Origin of the sequence: Roseobacter sp. HKCCD7870, from assembly GCF_037830315.1 — a bacterium.
In the GTDB taxonomy this organism is placed as follows: Bacteria; Pseudomonadota; Alphaproteobacteria; order Rhodobacterales; family Rhodobacteraceae; genus M30B80.
The window spans coordinates 851,230-869,364 of record NZ_JBBLYO010000001.1 but is presented as its reverse complement, the minus strand read 5'-3'; the positions used below and the strand labels follow the sequence as shown (position 1 = coordinate 869,364).

Annotated in this window: 14 protein-coding genes; 10 read left to right on the top strand and 4 right to left on the bottom strand. The window is 57.7% G+C overall.

The genetic code is table 11. The annotated features are described in order from the left end of the window. Positions 1-10: 10 nt before the first annotated feature. The 4 genes from AAC637_RS04395 to AAC637_RS04380 all read right to left on the bottom strand — a co-directional run bounded on the left by AAC637_RS04395 (position 11) and on the right by AAC637_RS04380 (position 6,642). Positions 11-1,834: an aminopeptidase P family protein gene (locus tag AAC637_RS04395; RefSeq protein ID WP_340302481.1), complete on the bottom strand. Its 1,824-nt coding sequence runs from the start codon at positions 1,832-1,834 to the stop codon at positions 11-13. After that, complete coding sequence (gene cobT, locus AAC637_RS04390) at positions 1,827-3,731, bottom strand: cobaltochelatase subunit CobT (RefSeq protein ID WP_340302480.1); 1,905 nt, start codon at positions 3,729-3,731, stop codon at positions 1,827-1,829. Before cobT ends, AAC637_RS04395 begins: the two co-directional genes overlap by 8 nt. 17 nt (positions 3,732-3,748) lie before the next feature. Then, complete coding sequence (cobS, locus tag AAC637_RS04385) at positions 3,749-4,735, bottom strand: cobaltochelatase subunit CobS (RefSeq protein WP_340243110.1); 987 nt, start codon at positions 4,733-4,735, stop codon at positions 3,749-3,751. A 128-nt stretch (positions 4,736-4,863) separates the two neighbouring features. After that, complete coding sequence (locus AAC637_RS04380) at positions 4,864-6,642, bottom strand: peptidoglycan-binding domain-containing protein (RefSeq protein ID WP_340302479.1); 1,779 nt, start codon at positions 6,640-6,642, stop codon at positions 4,864-4,866. Between AAC637_RS04380 and AAC637_RS04375 the strand changes: the two genes are divergently transcribed. From AAC637_RS04375 to glmM, 10 genes are all read left to right on the top strand, one after another. Next, positions 6,631-6,810, top strand: a complete 180-nt coding sequence (locus AAC637_RS04375; protein ID WP_340302478.1) for a hypothetical protein — start codon at positions 6,631-6,633, stop codon at positions 6,808-6,810. The genes AAC637_RS04380 and AAC637_RS04375 overlap by 12 nt on opposite strands. Before the next feature lie 16 nt (positions 6,811-6,826). Next, on the top strand, positions 6,827-7,765 hold the full coding sequence (locus AAC637_RS04370; protein WP_340243106.1) for a glycine--tRNA ligase subunit alpha: 939 nt from the start codon (positions 6,827-6,829) through the stop codon (positions 7,763-7,765). Further along, complete coding sequence (locus AAC637_RS04365; protein WP_340302477.1) at positions 7,762-8,301, top strand: DUF6446 family protein; 540 nt, start codon at positions 7,762-7,764, stop codon at positions 8,299-8,301. Before AAC637_RS04370 ends, AAC637_RS04365 begins: the two co-directional genes overlap by 4 nt. Further along, entirely contained in the window at positions 8,298-8,990 is a 693-nt protein-coding gene (locus AAC637_RS04360) for an FkbM family methyltransferase (RefSeq protein WP_340302476.1), read from the top strand. Before AAC637_RS04365 ends, AAC637_RS04360 begins: the two co-directional genes overlap by 4 nt. A 24-nt stretch (positions 8,991-9,014) precedes the next feature. Further along, on the top strand, positions 9,015-11,093 hold the full coding sequence (glyS, locus tag AAC637_RS04355; protein WP_340302475.1) for a glycine--tRNA ligase subunit beta: 2,079 nt from the start codon (positions 9,015-9,017) through the stop codon (positions 11,091-11,093). A gap of 83 nt (positions 11,094-11,176) precedes the next feature. Then, positions 11,177-13,708, top strand: a complete 2,532-nt coding sequence (locus tag AAC637_RS04350; protein WP_340302474.1) for a putative PEP-binding protein — start codon at positions 11,177-11,179, stop codon at positions 13,706-13,708. Between the two features lie 179 nt (positions 13,709-13,887). Continuing rightward, a complete protein-coding gene (locus AAC637_RS04345; protein WP_340302473.1) occupies positions 13,888-14,592 on the top strand; it encodes a cell wall hydrolase in 705 nt (234 codons plus the stop codon). 115 nt (positions 14,593-14,707) lie between these two features. Continuing rightward, on the top strand, positions 14,708-15,634 hold the full coding sequence (locus AAC637_RS04340) for a dihydroneopterin aldolase (RefSeq protein ID WP_340302472.1): 927 nt from the start codon (positions 14,708-14,710) through the stop codon (positions 15,632-15,634). Positions 15,635-15,684: 50 nt separating this feature from the next. Further along, positions 15,685-16,704, top strand: a complete 1,020-nt coding sequence (folP, locus tag AAC637_RS04335) for a dihydropteroate synthase (protein WP_340302471.1) — start codon at positions 15,685-15,687, stop codon at positions 16,702-16,704. Positions 16,705-16,708: 4 nt separating this feature from the next. Next, a complete protein-coding gene (gene glmM / locus AAC637_RS04330; protein WP_340302470.1) occupies positions 16,709-18,052 on the top strand; it encodes a phosphoglucosamine mutase in 1,344 nt (447 codons plus the stop codon). Positions 18,053-18,135 lie beyond the last annotated feature (83 nt).

Genomic DNA, 18,135 nt, shown 5'->3' with positions numbered 1-18,135 from the left:
AACGGAAAGACTACGCGATGGACGCAGTGGCCTGTCGCAGCCATGCCTGCGCCTCGGGCGGCACCAGCGGCATCAGGGCTTTGGCCACGCGGGCGTGATATTCGTTCAGCCATGCGATATCCGCCGCCGCCATGTCATGACTGACCACCAACCGCCGATCAATGGGGGCGAGGGTCAAAGTTTCAAATTCCAACATCGTCCGCGCATCCCACCCTGCAATTGGGGCGGCTTCTTGGACGACAATCAGGTTTTCAATGCGGATCCCATAAGCCCCCTCTTTGTAGAAGCCTGGTTCGTTTGATAAAATCATCCCAACCTCAAGTGGCACATCCGAGGCGCGACTGATCCGTTGCGGGGCCTCATGCACGCTGAGATAGACCCCGACACCGTGACCTGTTCCGTGGTCATAATCGCGTCCAGCGGCCCAGAGGGGGGCGCGGGCCAATGCATCCAAATCCCGCCCCGCCAATCCTTTGGGGAAGCGCGCGCGCGACAGCGCAATCATGCCACGCAAAACTTGGGTAAAGGCCTGTTTTTCCTCAAGCCCAACATCCCCCACGGGCAGGGTGCGGGTGATGTCGGTGGTGCCATCAAGATATTGCCCGCCTGAATCGATCAAAAACAGCGTGTTTGGCGCAAGCGGCGCATTGGTGGCCTCGCTCACGCGATAATGCACAATCGCGCCATGTGCGCCTGCGCCTGCGATTGTATCAAAACTGATATCTTGCAGCGCGCCCGTCTCGCGGCGAAAGCGTTCAAGCGCGCAGACGCACTCAATTTCAGTCAACCCGCCTTGAGGGGCGTGGTGATCAAACCAATGCAAAAACCGCACCATGGCGGCCCCATCGCGCAGATGTGCAGCACGGGTTGCGTCAATCTCGGCGGGATGTTTGCGCGCCTTGGGCAGGGTGCAAGGCTCGGGGCCTTCGTCAATTTCTGCCCCTGCCTCGGCCAAAATCATCCGCAGCTTATGGGGGGCTGTCTTGGGATCAAGGCGGATGGGACCAGAGTTTGCCTCTTGGCGCAACCGCTCCTCAAAGCGGTTGAGCGGGTAAAGCGTGACCTGATCGGGCAGATCAACATCCGCGAATTTCGCAGGGTCGGCAAATACGCTGATGCTGCCTGTGCTTGAGAGAATGGCGAAGGCCTGAACCACGGGAAGATGCGGCAGGTCGGCGCCGCGAATGTTTAACAGCCAACAGATTGAGTCGGGCAGGCTGAGCACAGCGGCACTTACGCCTTGGGCGGCGAGATCAAGCCCCACTTCGCTACATTTTTCAACGGCGCTGCGGCCCGCGTAGTGCAATGGATAGGCGCTCGCCTTCCCATGAGGCGGCGGCGGGCGGTCAGACCAAAGCGCGTCAATTGGGTTCTCAGCAAGTGGGCGCAAGGTGATCTGATGGCTTGTAACAGCCTCAGCCAAGCGGTCAATCTCGGCCATTGTGTGCAGCCATGGATCAAACCCGATCACGCCGCCCTTCGGCAATGCTGTGGGCAGCCATGTTTCAAGTTTGGTTTTGGGCCAATCTACAGGGGTGAAGATGTCTAAATCGACCTCATCGCGCAACTGAAGGCGGTAACGGCCATCAATAAAGATACCAGCCTGCTCTTTGAGAACGGCACAGAACCCCGCCGAGCCAGAAAACCCGCTCAACCACAAAAGCCGTGCATCACAAGGCGCAACATATTCGCCTTGATGGGCATCGGCGCGCGGAACTAAAACACCATCGACCCCAAGTTTTGGGAAACAGTCACGCAAAGCGGCCACGCGCGGGGCGCCTTGGTCGGGGCGGGAGGCAGTATCAAAACTTTGAAACTCTGCCCGCTTATCCAAACCGATATAACCCTGATTTTGCGCCCCCGTTGCGCAATCCCATAACGCGGGCGCGGGCCCGCGGGTCAGTGTCAAAGAGGGCCGCCAATTGTTCGGTGATTGCCCCTGCCAACTGTTCCGCATCAGTGATCGTCACGGCGCGCTCGTAATAGCGGGTTACATCATGACCAATGCCAATCGCCAACAATTCCACGGCACGGCTGCGTTCAACCATGCTGATCACATCGCGCAAGTGCTTTTCAAGGTAATTCGCGGGGTTCACGGATAAGGTGCTGTCATCGACAGGCGCGCCATCCGAAATGACCATCAAAATTTTGCGGGCTTCGGGGCGGGCCAACATCCGCTTATGCGCCCATTCCAGCGCCTCGCCATCGATGTTTTCTTTCAAAAGGCCTTCTTTCATCATCAGGCCCAAATTGTCGCGCACCCGCCGCCACGGGGCGTCTGCTGATTTATAGATGATGTGGCGCAGATCATTCAGACGACCGGGTTGCTGCGCGCGCCCTTGTGCCAGCCATTCCTCGCGCGCGCGCCCACCTTTCCACGCTCGGGTGGTGAAGCCCAAGATTTCGACCTTTACATCGCAGCGCTCTAGCGTGCGCGCCAGAACATCGGCGCAGACTGCCGCGATGGAAATGGGCCGCCCGCGCATCGAGCCTGAATTGTCCAAAAGAAGCGTCACCACCGTGTCGCGGAATTCGGTATCCTTTTCGACCTTAAAGGACAAAGGCGTTGTAGGATTGGCCACAACCCGCGCAAGGCGGCCTGCATCCAAGATTCCTTCTTCTCGGTCAAACTCCCACGAGCGGTTTTGCTGTGCCTGAAGGCGGCGCTGTAGTTTATTTGCCAAGCGGCTGACCGCGCCTTTCAAAGGTTCCAACTGCTGATCAAGATAGGCGCGCAGGCGTTCAAGCTCCTGAGCTTCGGCCAAATCTTCGGCGGCGATTTCCTCGTCATGGGCGGTTGAGAATACGATGTAATCTGGATCAGCATCCGAATGATGGGGCGCTTGGGGCGGTTCAACGGGCGCGTCCCCATCGGGCAGTTCTTGTTCCTCGCCCTCCTCGGCATCGCCGTTTTCATCCATTTGCACCTGTGCCTGAGAGGCGTCCTGCTGTTCTTCTTGCGAACGCTCTGGGTCGGCATCGGCGCTGTCATCTTCCTGAGTTTCGCTATCGCCTGTGCTGTCTGGTGTTTCTTCCTGATCTTGATCGGCGCTGTCCTCATCCTCTTGGTCGTCCAATTGGTCGGGGTCATCGCCCAGTTGGTCAGCATATCCCAGATCAGAGATGAATTGCCGCGCAACGCGCGAAAAGGCAGCTTGATCGTCCAGTGACCCTTTGAGGGCATCTATGCTTTCGCCGCAGCGTTCTTCAATGAAGGGGCGCCACAGCTCTACGATATTTTGCGCCTCGGGGGGCAGGGGGCGGCCTGTTGCAATCTGGCGCAGCATATATCCCGCCGCGGTCGACAGCGGCGCATCGCTGCGTTCGGTGATTTCACCATAGGCCTTGCGCCGCGCCTCTGCGCCGATTTTTGCGTCAATATTCCCAGCTGTGCCAGGCATGACGCGGGCACCAATGGCTTCGCAACGGGCGGTTTCAATCGCCGTCATCAAATCGCGCGCAATAGGCCCCGTGGGTTCGTATTTCGCGGCAATGCGGGGGTTGTGAAAGCGATGACGCAGTGCAAACGCATCAGCCGTGCCGCGCGCAAGCAGAACCTCATCGCGGCTCATGCGGCGGCTGATTTGCGGCAGGCGGATCGTGTCATTGCTGGCACCAGGCGGGTCAACCGAATAGCTGACCCCAAGATCGGGGTCATTGGCCAAAACCCGTGTCGCATCGGCAAGCGCCTTTTTGAACGGATCGGCTGGATTATCGGTGGGCTTGCCCATTGGGTGTCGGTCTTTCCTTAGCCAAGGCTGACGCTTGCAGCACTTTCTGGCAATTCTTCATCAAAGCAGCGCTGATAAAACTCTGCGACAGTCTGGCGCTCGAGTTCGTCACATTTGTTGAGGAAGGACAAACGGAACGCATAGCCCGTATCGCGGAAAATCTCGGCATTCTGAGCCCAGTTGATGACGGTGCGCGGGCTCATCACAGTCGACAATTCCCCGTTCATAAAGGCCGTGCGTGTGAGATCGGCAACTGTGACCATCTGGCTGACCGTTTTACGCCCCTCTGCCGTGTTGTAATGAGGGGCCTTTGACAGAACGATTGCGGCTTCGGCATCATGGCTGAGATAGTTCAAGGTCGCCACGAGGCTCCAACGGTCCATCTGCGCTTGGTTGATCTGCTGCGTGCCGTGATAAAGACCTGTGGTGTCGCCCAAACCGACAGTGTTTGCCGTTGCGAAAAGACGGAAATATTTATGCGGCTGAATGATCTCGTTTTGGTCAAGCAGGGTGAGCTTTCCATCATGCTCGAGCACGCGCTGGATCACGAACATCACATCAGCGCGGCCCGCATCATATTCGTCAAACACGATGGCGACAGGATTGCGCAAGGCCCAAGGAAGGATGCCCTCATGGAATTCGGTCACCTGTTTACCATCGCGCAGTTTGATGGCGTCTTTGCCGATGAGGTCAATACGGCTGATATGACTGTCGAGGTTCACGCGCACGGCGGGCCAGTTCAGGCGGGCGGCGACCTGTTCGATATGGGTGGATTTCCCCGTGCCGTGATAGCCTTGGATCATAACGCGGCGATTGTGCGAAAACCCCGCCAAAATCGCCAATGTCGTGTCGCGATCAAATTTATAGGTTGAGTCGATCTCAGGCACACGATCAGTCGCGTCAGCAAAGCCTTTAACCTTCATATCACTGTCGATGCCAAAGACATCCCGCACCGAAATTTCTTCGGTGGGTTTTGCATCCATTGCCAAGCTGCCATCTGCCATATCGTAAAACCTCGGGGGAGTTAAAATGCGTCACCTGTGGTGGTGCAACATATCGCGCTGCGCCGCAAGGGGAAGGGGCGTAGGAATTTTGTCTCCGATTTGGGGGTGATTTCCACCAAAATACACGCTTAACGCGAAAGACAGGTCACCTTTGCCGTGATCGCCTGCGCAAGCCGCGCTAAGGTCTCGCCGCGCAGCGGTTCCTCTCGGATCACACGGGGCAGGGCAGGCAGCCCTGCCGCCGCAAGCGTTGTGCTGATATCGGCAGCAGGCGTGACAGCCCCCCCGCGATAAAGCCCCAAAAGCCCGCCCGTGGCATCAAGGACGGGCCCGCCCAACTCGGTTTGCGAGGGGTTTGGATAGGCGGGGCCTGCGTCCTCCAAGGGTCGCAAGGTGGCCGCTGAAAGCCTGCCCTCATAGGCAAATCCAGCGATATATTGCGCCGATCCCATCCGAGAGGCGGCTGTAAATTCAGCCAAAGCTGGTGGGGTCAGCGGGGTGTCGGGCGCAATCACCACAAGCCCAAGGGCGCTGTCGCGGTAAATCTCCCGCGCGGCAACCGCATCATTGAGGCGTAGGGTGGGGCAGGTTTGCGGTAGGCTTGCATCGGTTAAGACATGGCCTATGTCCGTCACAAAAACGCCTGAGCGTTGCGCAAGGGGGCTTGGCTCTGTTTCCGATATATTCAGCGAGGGTGATGTGCCGCTTGGTGCGGTGTCACGCTCTAACACGCCGTCTAATGCTAGGAAATTTTCCTCAATTTGCGGCATCAGCCGTGCGATGGGGGTATATTCTGTGGCGGGACCACGGATGATTAGACCCTTAATCGCGCCGCCCTCTAAGCGGGCAAAACCCGTGGTAAAGCGCGCCGCATCACTGGCGGCAATATCAAAACGGCCCCGCAGCATATCGCGCAAACCCCCTTCGGGCATGATGTCGGCATCCGTTACGATCTCGAACAAAGACTGCAGCCGTGCTTGATCCCCCTCGGCGGAGATCAACACGACCTCGACCCCGCGCGCACCTGTCGGGGCAAAGACCGCGAAAGGGGGGGCATAGGCCGCGAATTCCACATATCCCATGGGCAAGAGTGCTGCGATGCCCACGCGGGTGTCCGTGATCCGCTCTAGGCCGAGTTGCGCCAAGTCTGCCTGCCATTGCGCGATTAAATCTGACCGTTCGGCGGTGGTTAATACCCCCGTTTCGGGCCAGTCATTCCTGCCCTGCCATGCCGCCATGGCTGCCCGCGTGCCCGCGCCAAATACCCCATCAATCGCCCCATCATAAAGCCCGAACCATTGCAGCGCGCGCTGCAAATCATCGCGCGCGGCGGGATCAAGATCCGCTTCGCCTGCGCGCGCTTGGGCTAGGGTTTCTCGCAGTGGCGCATCTGTTTGGGGCGTGGTTGCAGGGGCGGCTTTTGGTTTCACGGGTGTTTGTGATGGTTCTTCAGGCGCGTCTTGTGGCGCGACCTCGGGCAAAGGTTCAATTGCGATCACCTGCGGTGCTGTCGCTTGGGCCGCAATAGGCCAGAATTGGCGCGTGTAGTTTTGCGGCGTTTGCATATAGCTGTCGCTAGGGATTTGACCGGAGGCCCGTAGATCGCGCAGGCGTTCCTGCGCCAGATCGCGCGGATAGGGGCCGAGGGCTAGCGCATATAGGCCCGTGCGCATCATGAACCCTGCCACCCCCATGGTGGCGCTGCGGCTTTCATAGACGCGCAGACGCGATTGCGCCGTAACCAGATCGGGATGCGCTTCGATTTGCACCCAAACCAAATCTGTTTGGGCCTGCGCTTGGACCTGTGGCGCGTGGCCAATCAGACTGGCGCATAGAATGGCCAAGGAGATCACAATTGTCGCCCGCAACCGCGCAGTCTGACCTGCCCGAACCCCGTGATTTTGCATATTGCCCTAATCCGTAACCTTAAGGGTGATTTTGTTCAGGTTATCCGCGAAACGGACGGGATGCACCCCGTTTTCACCAATAATTTCGTAAATTTCCCATCGCGCAGCTCACAAGCTGTGATTGACCCTCGGCATCCTGCGTCCTATGTGGTCGACAACTTTCGTTAAGCCCAAGGAACGATCAATGTCGCGCATGGAAAAGCCCCGCAGCTTCCAAGAGATCATCCTGCGTCTTCAAACCTATTGGGCGCAGAAAGGCTGTGCCGTGATGCAGCCCTATGACATGGAGGTCGGGGCGGGAACCTTTCACCCTGCCACAACCTTGCGCAGCTTAGGCTCGCGGCCTTGGGCGGCAGCTTATGTGCAGCCCTCGCGCCGCCCCACCGATGGCCGGTATGGGGAGAACCCTAACCGCTTGCAGCATTATTATCAGTATCAGGTGCTGATCAAACCAAGCCCGCCCAATTTGCAAGATCTCTATCTTGGTAGCCTTGAGGCCATCGGGATTGATATGGCGATGCATGACATTCGCTTTGTGGAGGACGACTGGGAAAGTCCGACTTTGGGCGCTTGGGGCCTTGGTTGGGAAGTTTGGTGTGATGGCATGGAGGTCAGCCAATTCACCTATTTCCAACAGGTGGGCGGGCATGATTGCCACCCTGTGTCGGGCGAGTTAACCTATGGTCTTGAGCGTCTGGCGATGTATGTTCTGGGCGTGGATCATGTGATGGAGATGCCGTTTAATGATCCAGATGCACCGATTGCGTTGAAATATGGGGATGTGTTCCGTCAGACCGAGGAAGAATATTCCCGCTTCAACTTTGACACGGCCAACACAGACATTCTTTTGCGTCAGTTCGAAGAGGCAGAAGCGGAATGTCAGCGCATCCTTGCCGCAGAAAATATTGATCCCAAAACAGGCAAGCGGATCATCATGGCGCATCCCGCCTATGATCAATGCATCAAGGCAAGCCACATGTTCAACCTGTTGGATGCCCGTGGGGTCATTTCGGTGACGGAGCGGCAGGGTTACATTGGTCGCGTGCGCGCATTGGCGAAACTGTGCGCTGACGCTTTCGTGCAAACTGAGGCGGGCGGATTCGAGGCGGGGCAGCACGCATGAGCAATAAACGTGTGGGTCGTTTTGTGGTAGCGGCGATTGCCCTGTCGGCTTTGGCGGCAGGGGCGGGAATGTGGTATGCGCAAACCCGCGCCTATTATGCCCCTGTCATGCCCGATGATCCGCGCGGGCAGATCACGCTCAGCGTTGATGGCGCGCCCACGCCTTTGGCCATTTCCAACTTCGATGGCATTGACAGCAACAGCTCGCCCATTCGGTTCCGCGCTTGTTTTGATCTTGAGGCAGGCCAAGAGGCGCTGATTTCGGCAGCGGAACCTTATGGGGGGGCAACGCCCTTGATCGCGCCATCTTGGTTCCAATGTTTTGACGCCGAGGCGATTGGTGCCGCCCTAGAGGCGGGGCGCGCAACCGCCTACTTGGGTGCGCGCGATTTTGTCTATGGGGTCGATATCGTGGTTGCCTTGGATGACGTAGGGCAGGGCCATGCTTGGCGGCAGATCAACCCGTGCGGCGATGCGGCCTTTAATGGGGATCCTGTGCCAGAAGGGTGCCCCCCTGTCCCTGAGGGGATGCAATGACCGAAACCCTCATCGAACTTGAACAGCTGCAAGCCGAGTTTGATCGGTTCCGCCGCCGCGCGCGCCGCAATGCGCGCAAGGCGCAGGCGGATGGGCTGTTGATGGGGGTTGTGTCGATGCTGACCCCGCGTGATGTGGTCTGCGATTGTGGGGCGAATGGTGGGGATGTGACCGCACAGCTTGCCGCGTCAGGCGCCCATGTTCACGCATTTGATCCTGATCCCTATTGCATTGATACGTTAAAAAAACGCTTTGCCGATGCGCCAAACGTAACCATTCATGAAGCGGCACTTGGCACGCGCGAAGGCGCGATCCAATTGATGCGGGCTGTCAATTTTGACGAAAACCCAAAAGGCGCATCCGTCAAATCCACTGTCTTGGAAGGCGGGCGGATGATTGATCAGGATCTGGGGCGCGCGATAGATGTGCGCCTGTTGGATTTCCCGGCCTTTTTGCGTGATCTCATCGCAGAGCATGGCGAAATTGCCTTTGTCAAAATGGATGTCGAGGGCGCTGAGTTTGACCTTCTAGAAGCGATGGAGGCGGCGGGCCTGTTTGACAAAATCCGCCTGACTGTGGCTGAAACCCATGAAAATAAATTCAAAGAGCTTCGCCCCCGTTTCCGCGCTTTGCGCGAACGCCTGAGCGAGGCCTATCCGATCACCCGCGTCAACCTTGATTGGATCTAACGCGACCGCAATAGGACGAAATCTATGCCCGATCTTCTGCTGGAACTGTTTTCCGAAGAAATCCCTGCCCGCATGCAAGCCAAAGCGGCCGAGGATTTGAAATCGCTTGTCACCAATGGTCTGGTTGAGGCGGGGCTGACCTATGCGTCCGCGGCAAGTTTCGCGACCCCCCGCCGCCTGAGTTTGGTGGTGGACGGGCTGAGCGCCAATTCCCCAACCATAACAGAAGAACGCAAAGGCCCGCGCGTGGATGCGCCAGAGGCTGCGATCGAAGGGTTCTTGCGCGGCGCAGGCGTGTCACGCGATGCGCTTGAGACACGCGAAGATAAGAAGGGCGAGATTTATGTCGCCCGTATAACCCATCAGGGGCGTGATGCTGCGGATATTATTGCGGAATTGGTGCCATCAGTCATTCGCAATTTCCCATGGCCGAAATCCATGCGCTGGGGGGCAGGGTCTTTGCGTTGGGTGCGGCCTTTGCATTCCATCCTATGCCTCTTGACCGATGAGGCGGGCGCAGGCGTTGTGCCCTTCGAGGTTGATCATATTGTGGCGGGTGACAAAACGCGCGGCCATCGCTTCATGGCCCCTGATGCCTTTGCTGTCAGCAGTTTTGAGGATTATGAAGCCAAGCTGAAGCGTGCCCATGTGATCTTGCGCGCTAATGAACGCGCAGATGCCATTTGGCACGAGGCCAGTCAAATGGCCTTTGCCGCGGGGATGGAATTGGTCGAAGATCGCGGCCTTTTGGCCGAGGTGGTGGGCCTTGTGGAATGGCCCGTTGTTTTGATGGGCGAGATTGGCGCGGATTTCTTGAACCTGCCACCAGAGGTTTTGCAGACCTCGATGAAAGAGCATCAGAAATTCTTTTCTGTGAAGAACCGCAAGACAGGGCGGATTGAGCGCTTTGTGACCGTGGCCAACCGCATCACCGCCGATGAGGGCGCGACCATTTTGGCGGGCAATCAAAAGGTGCTTTCTGCGCGTCTGTCAGATGCGAAATTCTTTTGGGAAAATGATTTGCGCGTTGCCGAATCGGATATCACCCAATGGACGCAAAGCCTTGAGAATGTGACCTTTCAGGCGAAACTTGGCTCGCAGGCCGCGCGGATCGAACGGATCGCGGAGTTGGCAGCGGAACTGGCGCCAATTGTGGGGGCAGACGCAGATCAGGCGCGCCAAGCGGCCAAAATCGCCAAGGCGGATTTGTCCTCTGAGATGGTCTATGAATTCCCCGAATTGCAGGGCCTGATGGGCCGCTATTACGCCGCTGAGGCAGGCTATGCGCCTGAAATTGCGGCGGTCGCGCAGGAACATTACCAGCCGCTTGGCCCGTCAGATGATGTTCCAAACGCGCCTCTCTCGGTCGCCGTGGCTTTGGCCGATAAGATCGACACGCTGACGGGCTTCTGGGCGATTGATGAGAAACCAACAGGCAGCAAGGACCCCTATGCGCTGCGCCGCGCGGCCTTGGGGGTGATCCGCTTGTTGTTGGATAATGGGGTGCGCTTTAACCTATCCGCACCCTTCGTTTTGCGTGGTGCGGGTTTTGGGTCTGATGCACCTGAGGCTGCGGCCGCAGACCTCCTTTCGTTCTTCCATGACCGCCTCAAGGTGCATTTGCGCGATGAGGGCATTCGCCATGATGTGATTGATGCCTGCCTGTCAATGGCTGGCAATGATGATCTGGCCTTGGTCGTGGCGCGGGCGCGCGCCGTGCAGGCGGTGCTGTCGACCGATGATGGTGAAAATCTGATCCAAGGCTATCGCCGTGCCAACAATATCCTGACGCAAGCAGAGGCCAAGGATGGGGTGGAATATCGGTTTGGTGCAGATATGAAATTTGCAGAAACCGATGAAGAGCGTGCGCTTTTCACGGCCCTTGCCGCCGCGCGGGAGGCGGCCGACCCCGCCCTAGCGTCAGAGGATTTTGCGACCGCCATGGCCGCTTTGGCCGCGCTGCGCGGGCCGATTGATGCCTTTTTCGAGAAGGTGCAGGTCAATGCGGATAGCGAAATTGTGCGGCGCAATCGTCTGAACTTGCTGCATGAAATCGTGGAAACTTGTGGCAAGGTCGCCGATTTGTCGCGCATCGAGGGGTAATGCTGCATCGCGGCGCTTTACAGATCGCGTTATGATTGTATCTTAGTGTCTTGGCCAGTTTCGGCTAAGAGTAAGAATTGCAAATGAAAAATCGCCCCGACTATACGCTGATCACCGCCACGGCGGATATTCACACAGCCGCTCATGGCAATCGCGCCAAATGCTTGCAGCGTTTGGTGCGCTTGGGTTTGCCCGTGCCTTTGACAGCGGCCTTGTCCTTTGATGCTGTGCGCCAAATCGCGCAAGGGGTGGTTCCTGATCTGGCCCCGCTTTGGGTCGAGTTTGGCCCTCATGCCTTGGTTTCTGTGCGCTCCAGCAGCCAAGCTGCTGATTGGGGCGGGCCTGGCACGGTGCTGAATATCGGGATGAATGACGAATTGGCCGAACATTTGGCCAAGGTTCATGGGCGTAGCGCGGCAGATCAGCTTTATGTCAATTTCATCCGCGCCTATGCGGTGGATGTCTTGCGTCTGGATGCCGATGAATTTGAGGGGCCGCTGACCCCTCAGATTGCCAAAGACCATTTCGAGGATGAAGCGGAGGAGGCCTTTCCCCAAGACCCCGCCGTGCAGTTGCGCGAGGTTCTGCGCTCTATGGCGCGGGCGTGGGAGGGGACAACCGCGCGGCTGTTGCGGCAGGCGCAAGGCGCACCTGCTGATGCGGGGCTTGGTCTTGTGGTGCAGCGCATGGCACTGGGTGTCGGTGAGGGCGTTTCGGGCTCTGGTATCGTTCAGATGATTGACCCCGACACGGGAGACGCCGATGTGATCGGTCGTTTTGTGCCGCAGGTGCAGGGTCGGGTGGCATTGCGTGATGATGATGCGCTGTACATCCGAAGTGATGCGCGTGGCCATTCCCTTCAAGATGCGGCGCCAGAGGCCTATCATGACTTGATCGCTGCGGGCGCTTTGATGCGCGAGAAATTACGCGAAGAAATGCAGATTGAATTCACCTTGATGAATGGTCAGCTGAACATTCTTGATGCGGTGCGCGCGCCCCGTTCTGCACGCGCGGCAGTCGCAACAGTGGTCAATTTGGCCAATGATGGCGTTACTTCGCGCGGCGAGGCTTTGTCGCGGATACCGCCCTTTTCCTTGGGGCAATTGTTGCACCGTCAGGTGGATGCAGAGGCCCCGCGTGATGTTTTGGGGCGTGGTATTGCCGCCGCACCTGGGGCTGCGACCGGCAAGATTGTCTTTTCCTCCACCGCGGCCCAGGCCTTGGCCGCGCAGGGTGAAGCCACAATTTTGGTCAAGCGCGAAACCAGTTCCGAAGATGTGCGTGGGATGCACGCCGCGCAGGCCGTTTTGACCGAGCGGGGTGGTATGACCAGCCATGCCGCCGTGATTGCGCGCGGGCTTGGTTTGCCCTGTGTGACAGGCGCAAGCAGCCTGCAACTGGATATGCGCAAGAAAACGCTCACCACCGCAGGGCGGCGCGTCTTCCACGAGGGGGATGTGATTACTGTTGATGGCTCCTCTGGCGATATTTTGGTGGGGGCGGCCAAGATGATCGAGCCTGCTGTTGGCGGGGCCTTTGCCACGCTGATCCAATGGGCCGATGAAATTCGCGACATCGGCATTCGCGTCAATGCGGACACAGTTGAGGATGTGGAAACTGCGCAGCAATTCGGTGTTGACGGGATCGGATTGTGCCGCACAGAGCATATGTTCTTTGATCCAAATCGCCTGACTTTGATGCGTGAAATGATTTTTGCCGAAACCGAAAGTGACCGCGCGGCAGCCTTGGATCGATTATTGCCGATGCAACGGGGGGATTTCACCGAGCTGTTTAAACGGATGCAGGGAAAGCCCGTGTGTATCCGACTGTTTGACCCGCCTTTGCACGAATTCTTGCCCTCAGATCGCGATGGCATTCGCGCCTTGGCCGAAGCGTTGGATTTGCCCGTAAGCCGCGTGGCCGCACGCATTGAATCGTTGCAAGAATATAACCCAATGCTGGGGATGCGCGGCGTGCGTCTTGGGATCACCGTGCCTGAGATTTATGACATGCAGGCCCGTGCGATTTTTGAGGCAACCATTGCCGCAAGCGAGGGGAAAAATCCCGTTGTTCCCGAAATCATGATCCCGCTTGTTTCGGCCAAGCGCGAGGTTGAGTTGGTAAAATCAAGGGTGGACGCGGTCGCCGCCGCCGTTGCCGCCCAAAACGGCAAAAGTTTCACCTACCGCCTTGGGGTGATGGTTGAGACACCGCGCGCAGCGTTGCGGGCGGGTGAGATCGCGGAATCTTCGTCATTTTTGTCATTTGGAACCAATGACTTAACCCAAATGACCTATGGTTTGTCGCGCGATGATGCGGGGCGCTTTATGTCGGCCTATGTTCAGCAAGGTGTTTTTGTGGAAGACCCGTTCACCCGCTTGGATACGGAAGGGGTGGGTGAATTGCTGCTCATCGGCGCAGAACGTGGGCGCGCTGTCCGCCCCGAAGTGACCCTCTCCATCTGTGGGGAGCATGGCGGTGATCCAGATTCGATCCGCTTTTCGCGGATTGCTGGTTTCGACTATGTGTCTTGTTCACCTTTCCGCGTTCCCTTGGCTAAGCTGTCGGCGGCACAATGGGTGTTGGAGGATGAGACTCTTCCCGCAAAGCGTTGATATTGCGTTGAGTCTGCCATCTGATTTGCCAAGGCCTACGTCTAAATGATGCGGTGTGCTGCGCGTCAAACACAAAAACGCGGGTCAAGTTGTCGGTTTTAGAAAACCGTGCTAATGGCTCTGTTGCATTCGGATCAACGGATTGCGACATTGGGGATCAACCCCAAGGAGCAGAGGTAATGGGTTTCAAACAGGCATGCGCTGCGATTGCGGCCTCCTTGTTATTTATGTCACATGCCGCCTTGGCGGAAACGTCCTCAATCTATGATGGGGATTATTCCGTTGTTATGTCATCTTCGCAGCCGCAAGCCGGTTCGATGGAGTTGCGCCTATCGTCTTTGATGTTTGATGAGCGCGCTGCGTTGCGCGGCATCAGCCCCTCACAAGTTGCCCGTTTGGGTGCGCCTGTGCGCTCCCCCTTTGGTCGAAATGGGGCGCCGCGTCAGATTTATAACGAAGCCCAATTGATGTCCTTGCCCCGTCCACGCAGTAACGCGCAGCATCGATGCCTCACCGAGGCGCTTTATTTCGAGGCGCGTGGTGAACCGATCCGCGGTCAATATGCCGTGGCCGAAGTGATTTTGAACCGCGTGGATAACGACAATTATCCAGATAACATTTGCGATGTCGTCTACCAAAACGCGCATCGGCACTTGGCCTGCCAATTCACCTATGCCTGTGATGGCATCCCCGAAAATGTGACGGATCGTGCCACATGGGACCGCCTGTCGCGCATCGCCCGTTTGATGATGGATGGCGCTCCGCGCACCCTCACCTCAGGGGCTACGCATTATCACGCGGATTATGTCCATCCTGACTGGGCGCGGGTTTATCCGCGCACCGCCACGATTGGGCAGCATCTGTTTTATCGTCAGCAATATTAAGCGCAGCGCAAGAGTGGGTCGCTGATAGCGCGGGTTGCGGCGGTTTTGACGCCTGTCTTTTGCTGTGTTTTGGGCTATTCAACCTGCAAAAAGACGATCACGAAAGCCTACGCCTATGACGGATGATATTCGACTTGCTTTTGCCCACCCGTCCGAGCGGGCCAAGGCGACCGCCACAGATGCCCCCCTTGATCGTATTTTGTTGTCCAATCATGAGCGGGATGTTGAAATCGGCGCCTTTCAAGCCGAGCGCGGGATTTTGCAGCGTATCCGTTTTAATGTGGTCGTAGAGGTGCGCTCTCAGGCGGAAAGCGCCGAGGATGATGTGGATCGCATTTTGTCCTATGACCGCATTGTCGAGGCGATTGATGCCGAGCTTGCGCAGGGCCGTGTCAATTTGCTGGAAACGCTCTCGGTGCGAATTGCAGAGCGGGTCTTGAGCCACCCATTGGCTGCGCGCTGTTTCGTGCGAATTGAGAAATTGGATCGCGGGCCCTATGTTTTGGGGGTCGAGATTATGCGCGAAGCAGAGGCCAATCAGCGCCTTAGTCTTCTTGCGGATGATGGCCCGCATCCTTTGATCGTGTATTTGGCCAATGATGCAATTGCGCGCCCTGATTTGGCGCAGCTTCTGGATCACCTTGAGCAGGCAGGTGCCCCTGTCATTCTGTGCGTGGGCAGCACGGGCTTGGCGCAGCCTCAAGCCCGCCACGGCCTGCCGCAGCGGCGGATTGATCTGTTGGATATGGAAAAGAACGCTTGGGTCTTGGCTTCTTGCGATGATCGCTGTGTGGTGGTGGACAGTCGCACAGAATTGGACTGGGCCATGCGGCAGGGGCAAATTTCGGTTTGGGCCCCTTCAAAACTGGTTTTGGACAGTGCCGAACCACCCAAAGGGGCTAAAGTGACGGGGGAGCAATTGGCGCTGTGGCTGGCCGAGCAATTTGAGGCGCAGCGTATTGTTTATTTGGGCGGCCACCCGCCGTTGAAATCGTCTATCCCTGTGCAGGCATGGCCGTTTGACGTGATGCCTGATCTTTAATCTGGGCAGTAAACTTGATGGACGCTGAGCCAGAGGGTAGGGCTAATCCTATGACTGATTATTATCGCCCCATACCTGTTACGGGCCCCGCGATTGGGCTTGAGGCCGTGCCCCTTGCAGGGGGCTGGTGCCATTTCACGCATGTTGAGCGGTTAAGCCGCACGGGCGCGCGCGAGATTTTGCCCGCCGCAGACTTGCCCGCGGCATGGCGCGCGGCTTTGACGGCAGCGCGTGGTGATTTTGCGACTGTGCCTATGCGGCGCCCAAGCCTTATGGGGATTTTGAACCTCACCCCAGACAGCTTTTCCGATGGTGGGCGGCATGAGGACATCCAAGCCGCGCTGGAGCAAGCCCATCGTCTTGTGGCGGAAGGCGCAGATATTTTGGATTTGGGCGCAGAAAGCACTAGGCCCGGCGCCAAAGAAGTGCCGCAACAACAAGAAATCGCGCGCCTGATGCCTGCGCTAGAGGCCTTGCGCGGCTCTGGCGTGATCTCGCTTGACACGCGCAAGGCCGATGTGGCGCGTGCGGGCCTTGCTGCGGGCGCGCAGGTGATCAACGATGTTTCGGGGCTGCGCTTTGATGCAAATATGATTGAGGCTCTGCGCGAGAGCCGCGCGCCCGTGATCCTGATGCATTCGCTTGGCACGCCTGAAACTATGCAAGATTTGGCCCCCGATGCCTATCAAGATGTCGTTCTCGATATCTACGATGGGCTGGCTGAGATGCGCGATCAGGCGCTTTCTGTGGGGCTGACGCATGACCAAATCCTGCTTGATATTGGGGCGGGCTTTGGCAAGACCTTTGCGCAAACCCGCGCGTTGTTGCGTGACATCAGCCTGTTCCACGGGCTTGGCTGTGGGTTGCTTTTGGGCGTATCGCGCAAAGGGTTTGTGGGCCATGTGACGGGGATCAAACAGGCAGATCAGCGTGATGCCGCATCGGCGGCAATCGGCCTATGGGCCATATCGCAGGGGGTTCAGATGCTGCGTGTCCATGATATAGCCGTGCATCAAGCGATGATTTCTGCCTATATGGCAGCAAGCGGTTTGACCCTTGGGGAGGGGTAATGAAATGGCACGAAAATTATTTGGCACAGATGGGGTGCGGGGTGAGGCGAACAGCTATCCCATGACCGCCGATATGGCGCTGAAATTGGGGGCGGCGGCAGGGCGCTATTTCCGCCGCGGTATGGAGCGCGGCCATCGTGTTGTGATCGGGAAAGACACGCGCCTGTCGGGCTATATGTTGGAAAATGCGCTGACGGCGGGCTTCACTTCCACAGGCATGGATGTTCTGTTGCTGGGGCCTGTGCCAACCCCTGCTGTGGGCCTTTTGACCCCCTCCATGCGGGCAGATGTTGGTGTGATGATATCCGCAAGCCACAACCCCGCCTCAGATAATGGGATTAAGTTTTTTGGCCCTGATGGATTCAAACTGTCAGACGAGGCAGAGGCCGAGATCGAAGCCCTTGTGTTTGGGGATATTCAACCTGCACAAGCGGGCAATATCGGGCGCGCGCGGCGTATTGATGATGGTCGCTTCCGTTATGTCGAACGCGTCAAAGGCACATTCCCCCAAGGTCTAAGCCTTGAAGGTTTGAAGGTTGTCATCGACTGCGCCAATGGTGCCGCATATCGCGCCGCCCCCGAAGTGCTGTGGGAATTGGGCGCCGAAGTCGTGGCGATTGGCGTGAGCCCTGATGGGTTCAATATCAACGAAAATGTCGGGTCAACAAAGCCGCAAGCCGCGATTGCCAAGATCAAGGAAACGGGGGCCGATGTGGCCTTGTGCCTTGATGGCGATGCTGATCGCATTGTGATCATTGATGAGGCGGGCCAAGTTGCGGATGGGGATCAGATCATGGCGCTGTTGGCGGCACGATGGGCGGATGAGAACCGTCTCAAAGGTGGTGCCTTGGTGAGCACTGTGATGTCAAATTTGGGATTGGAACGGTTTTTGGGCGGGCGCGGGATTGGCCTACACCGCACGGCCGTTGGGGATCGCTATGTTGTCGAGGCGATGCGCGCAGGTGGCTATAATCTGGGCGGTGAGCAATCAGGCCATATCGTCATGAGCGACCATGCCACCACTGGTGATGGGTTGATGGCAGGTTTGCAATTCTTGGCTGAAATGGTGCGCCAGAACAAACCTGCAAGCGCGCTTGCCCGCAGCTTCGATCCCGTTCCGCAGATGTTAGAGAATCTGCGCTTTTCACCCGACAAAGCCCCGTTAGAGGCAGCATCCGTCAAGGCCGCCATCGCCGAGGCAGAGGCTCGATTGGGGCAGACGGGGCGTATTTTGATCCGCAAATCGGGCACAGAACCCCTTATTCGCGTTATGGCCGAAGCCGAAGATGAGGGGCTAATGGCGGCTGTGGTTGGGGATATTGCAGCGGCCATTCGCGCCGAGCTGTAACCCCGCGCTGACTGTCCCTTTTGGGATTTTTCGCAAAACCACCTTTTCAGATCGGCTTTGCAATGTCATACCCCGCGCAACGC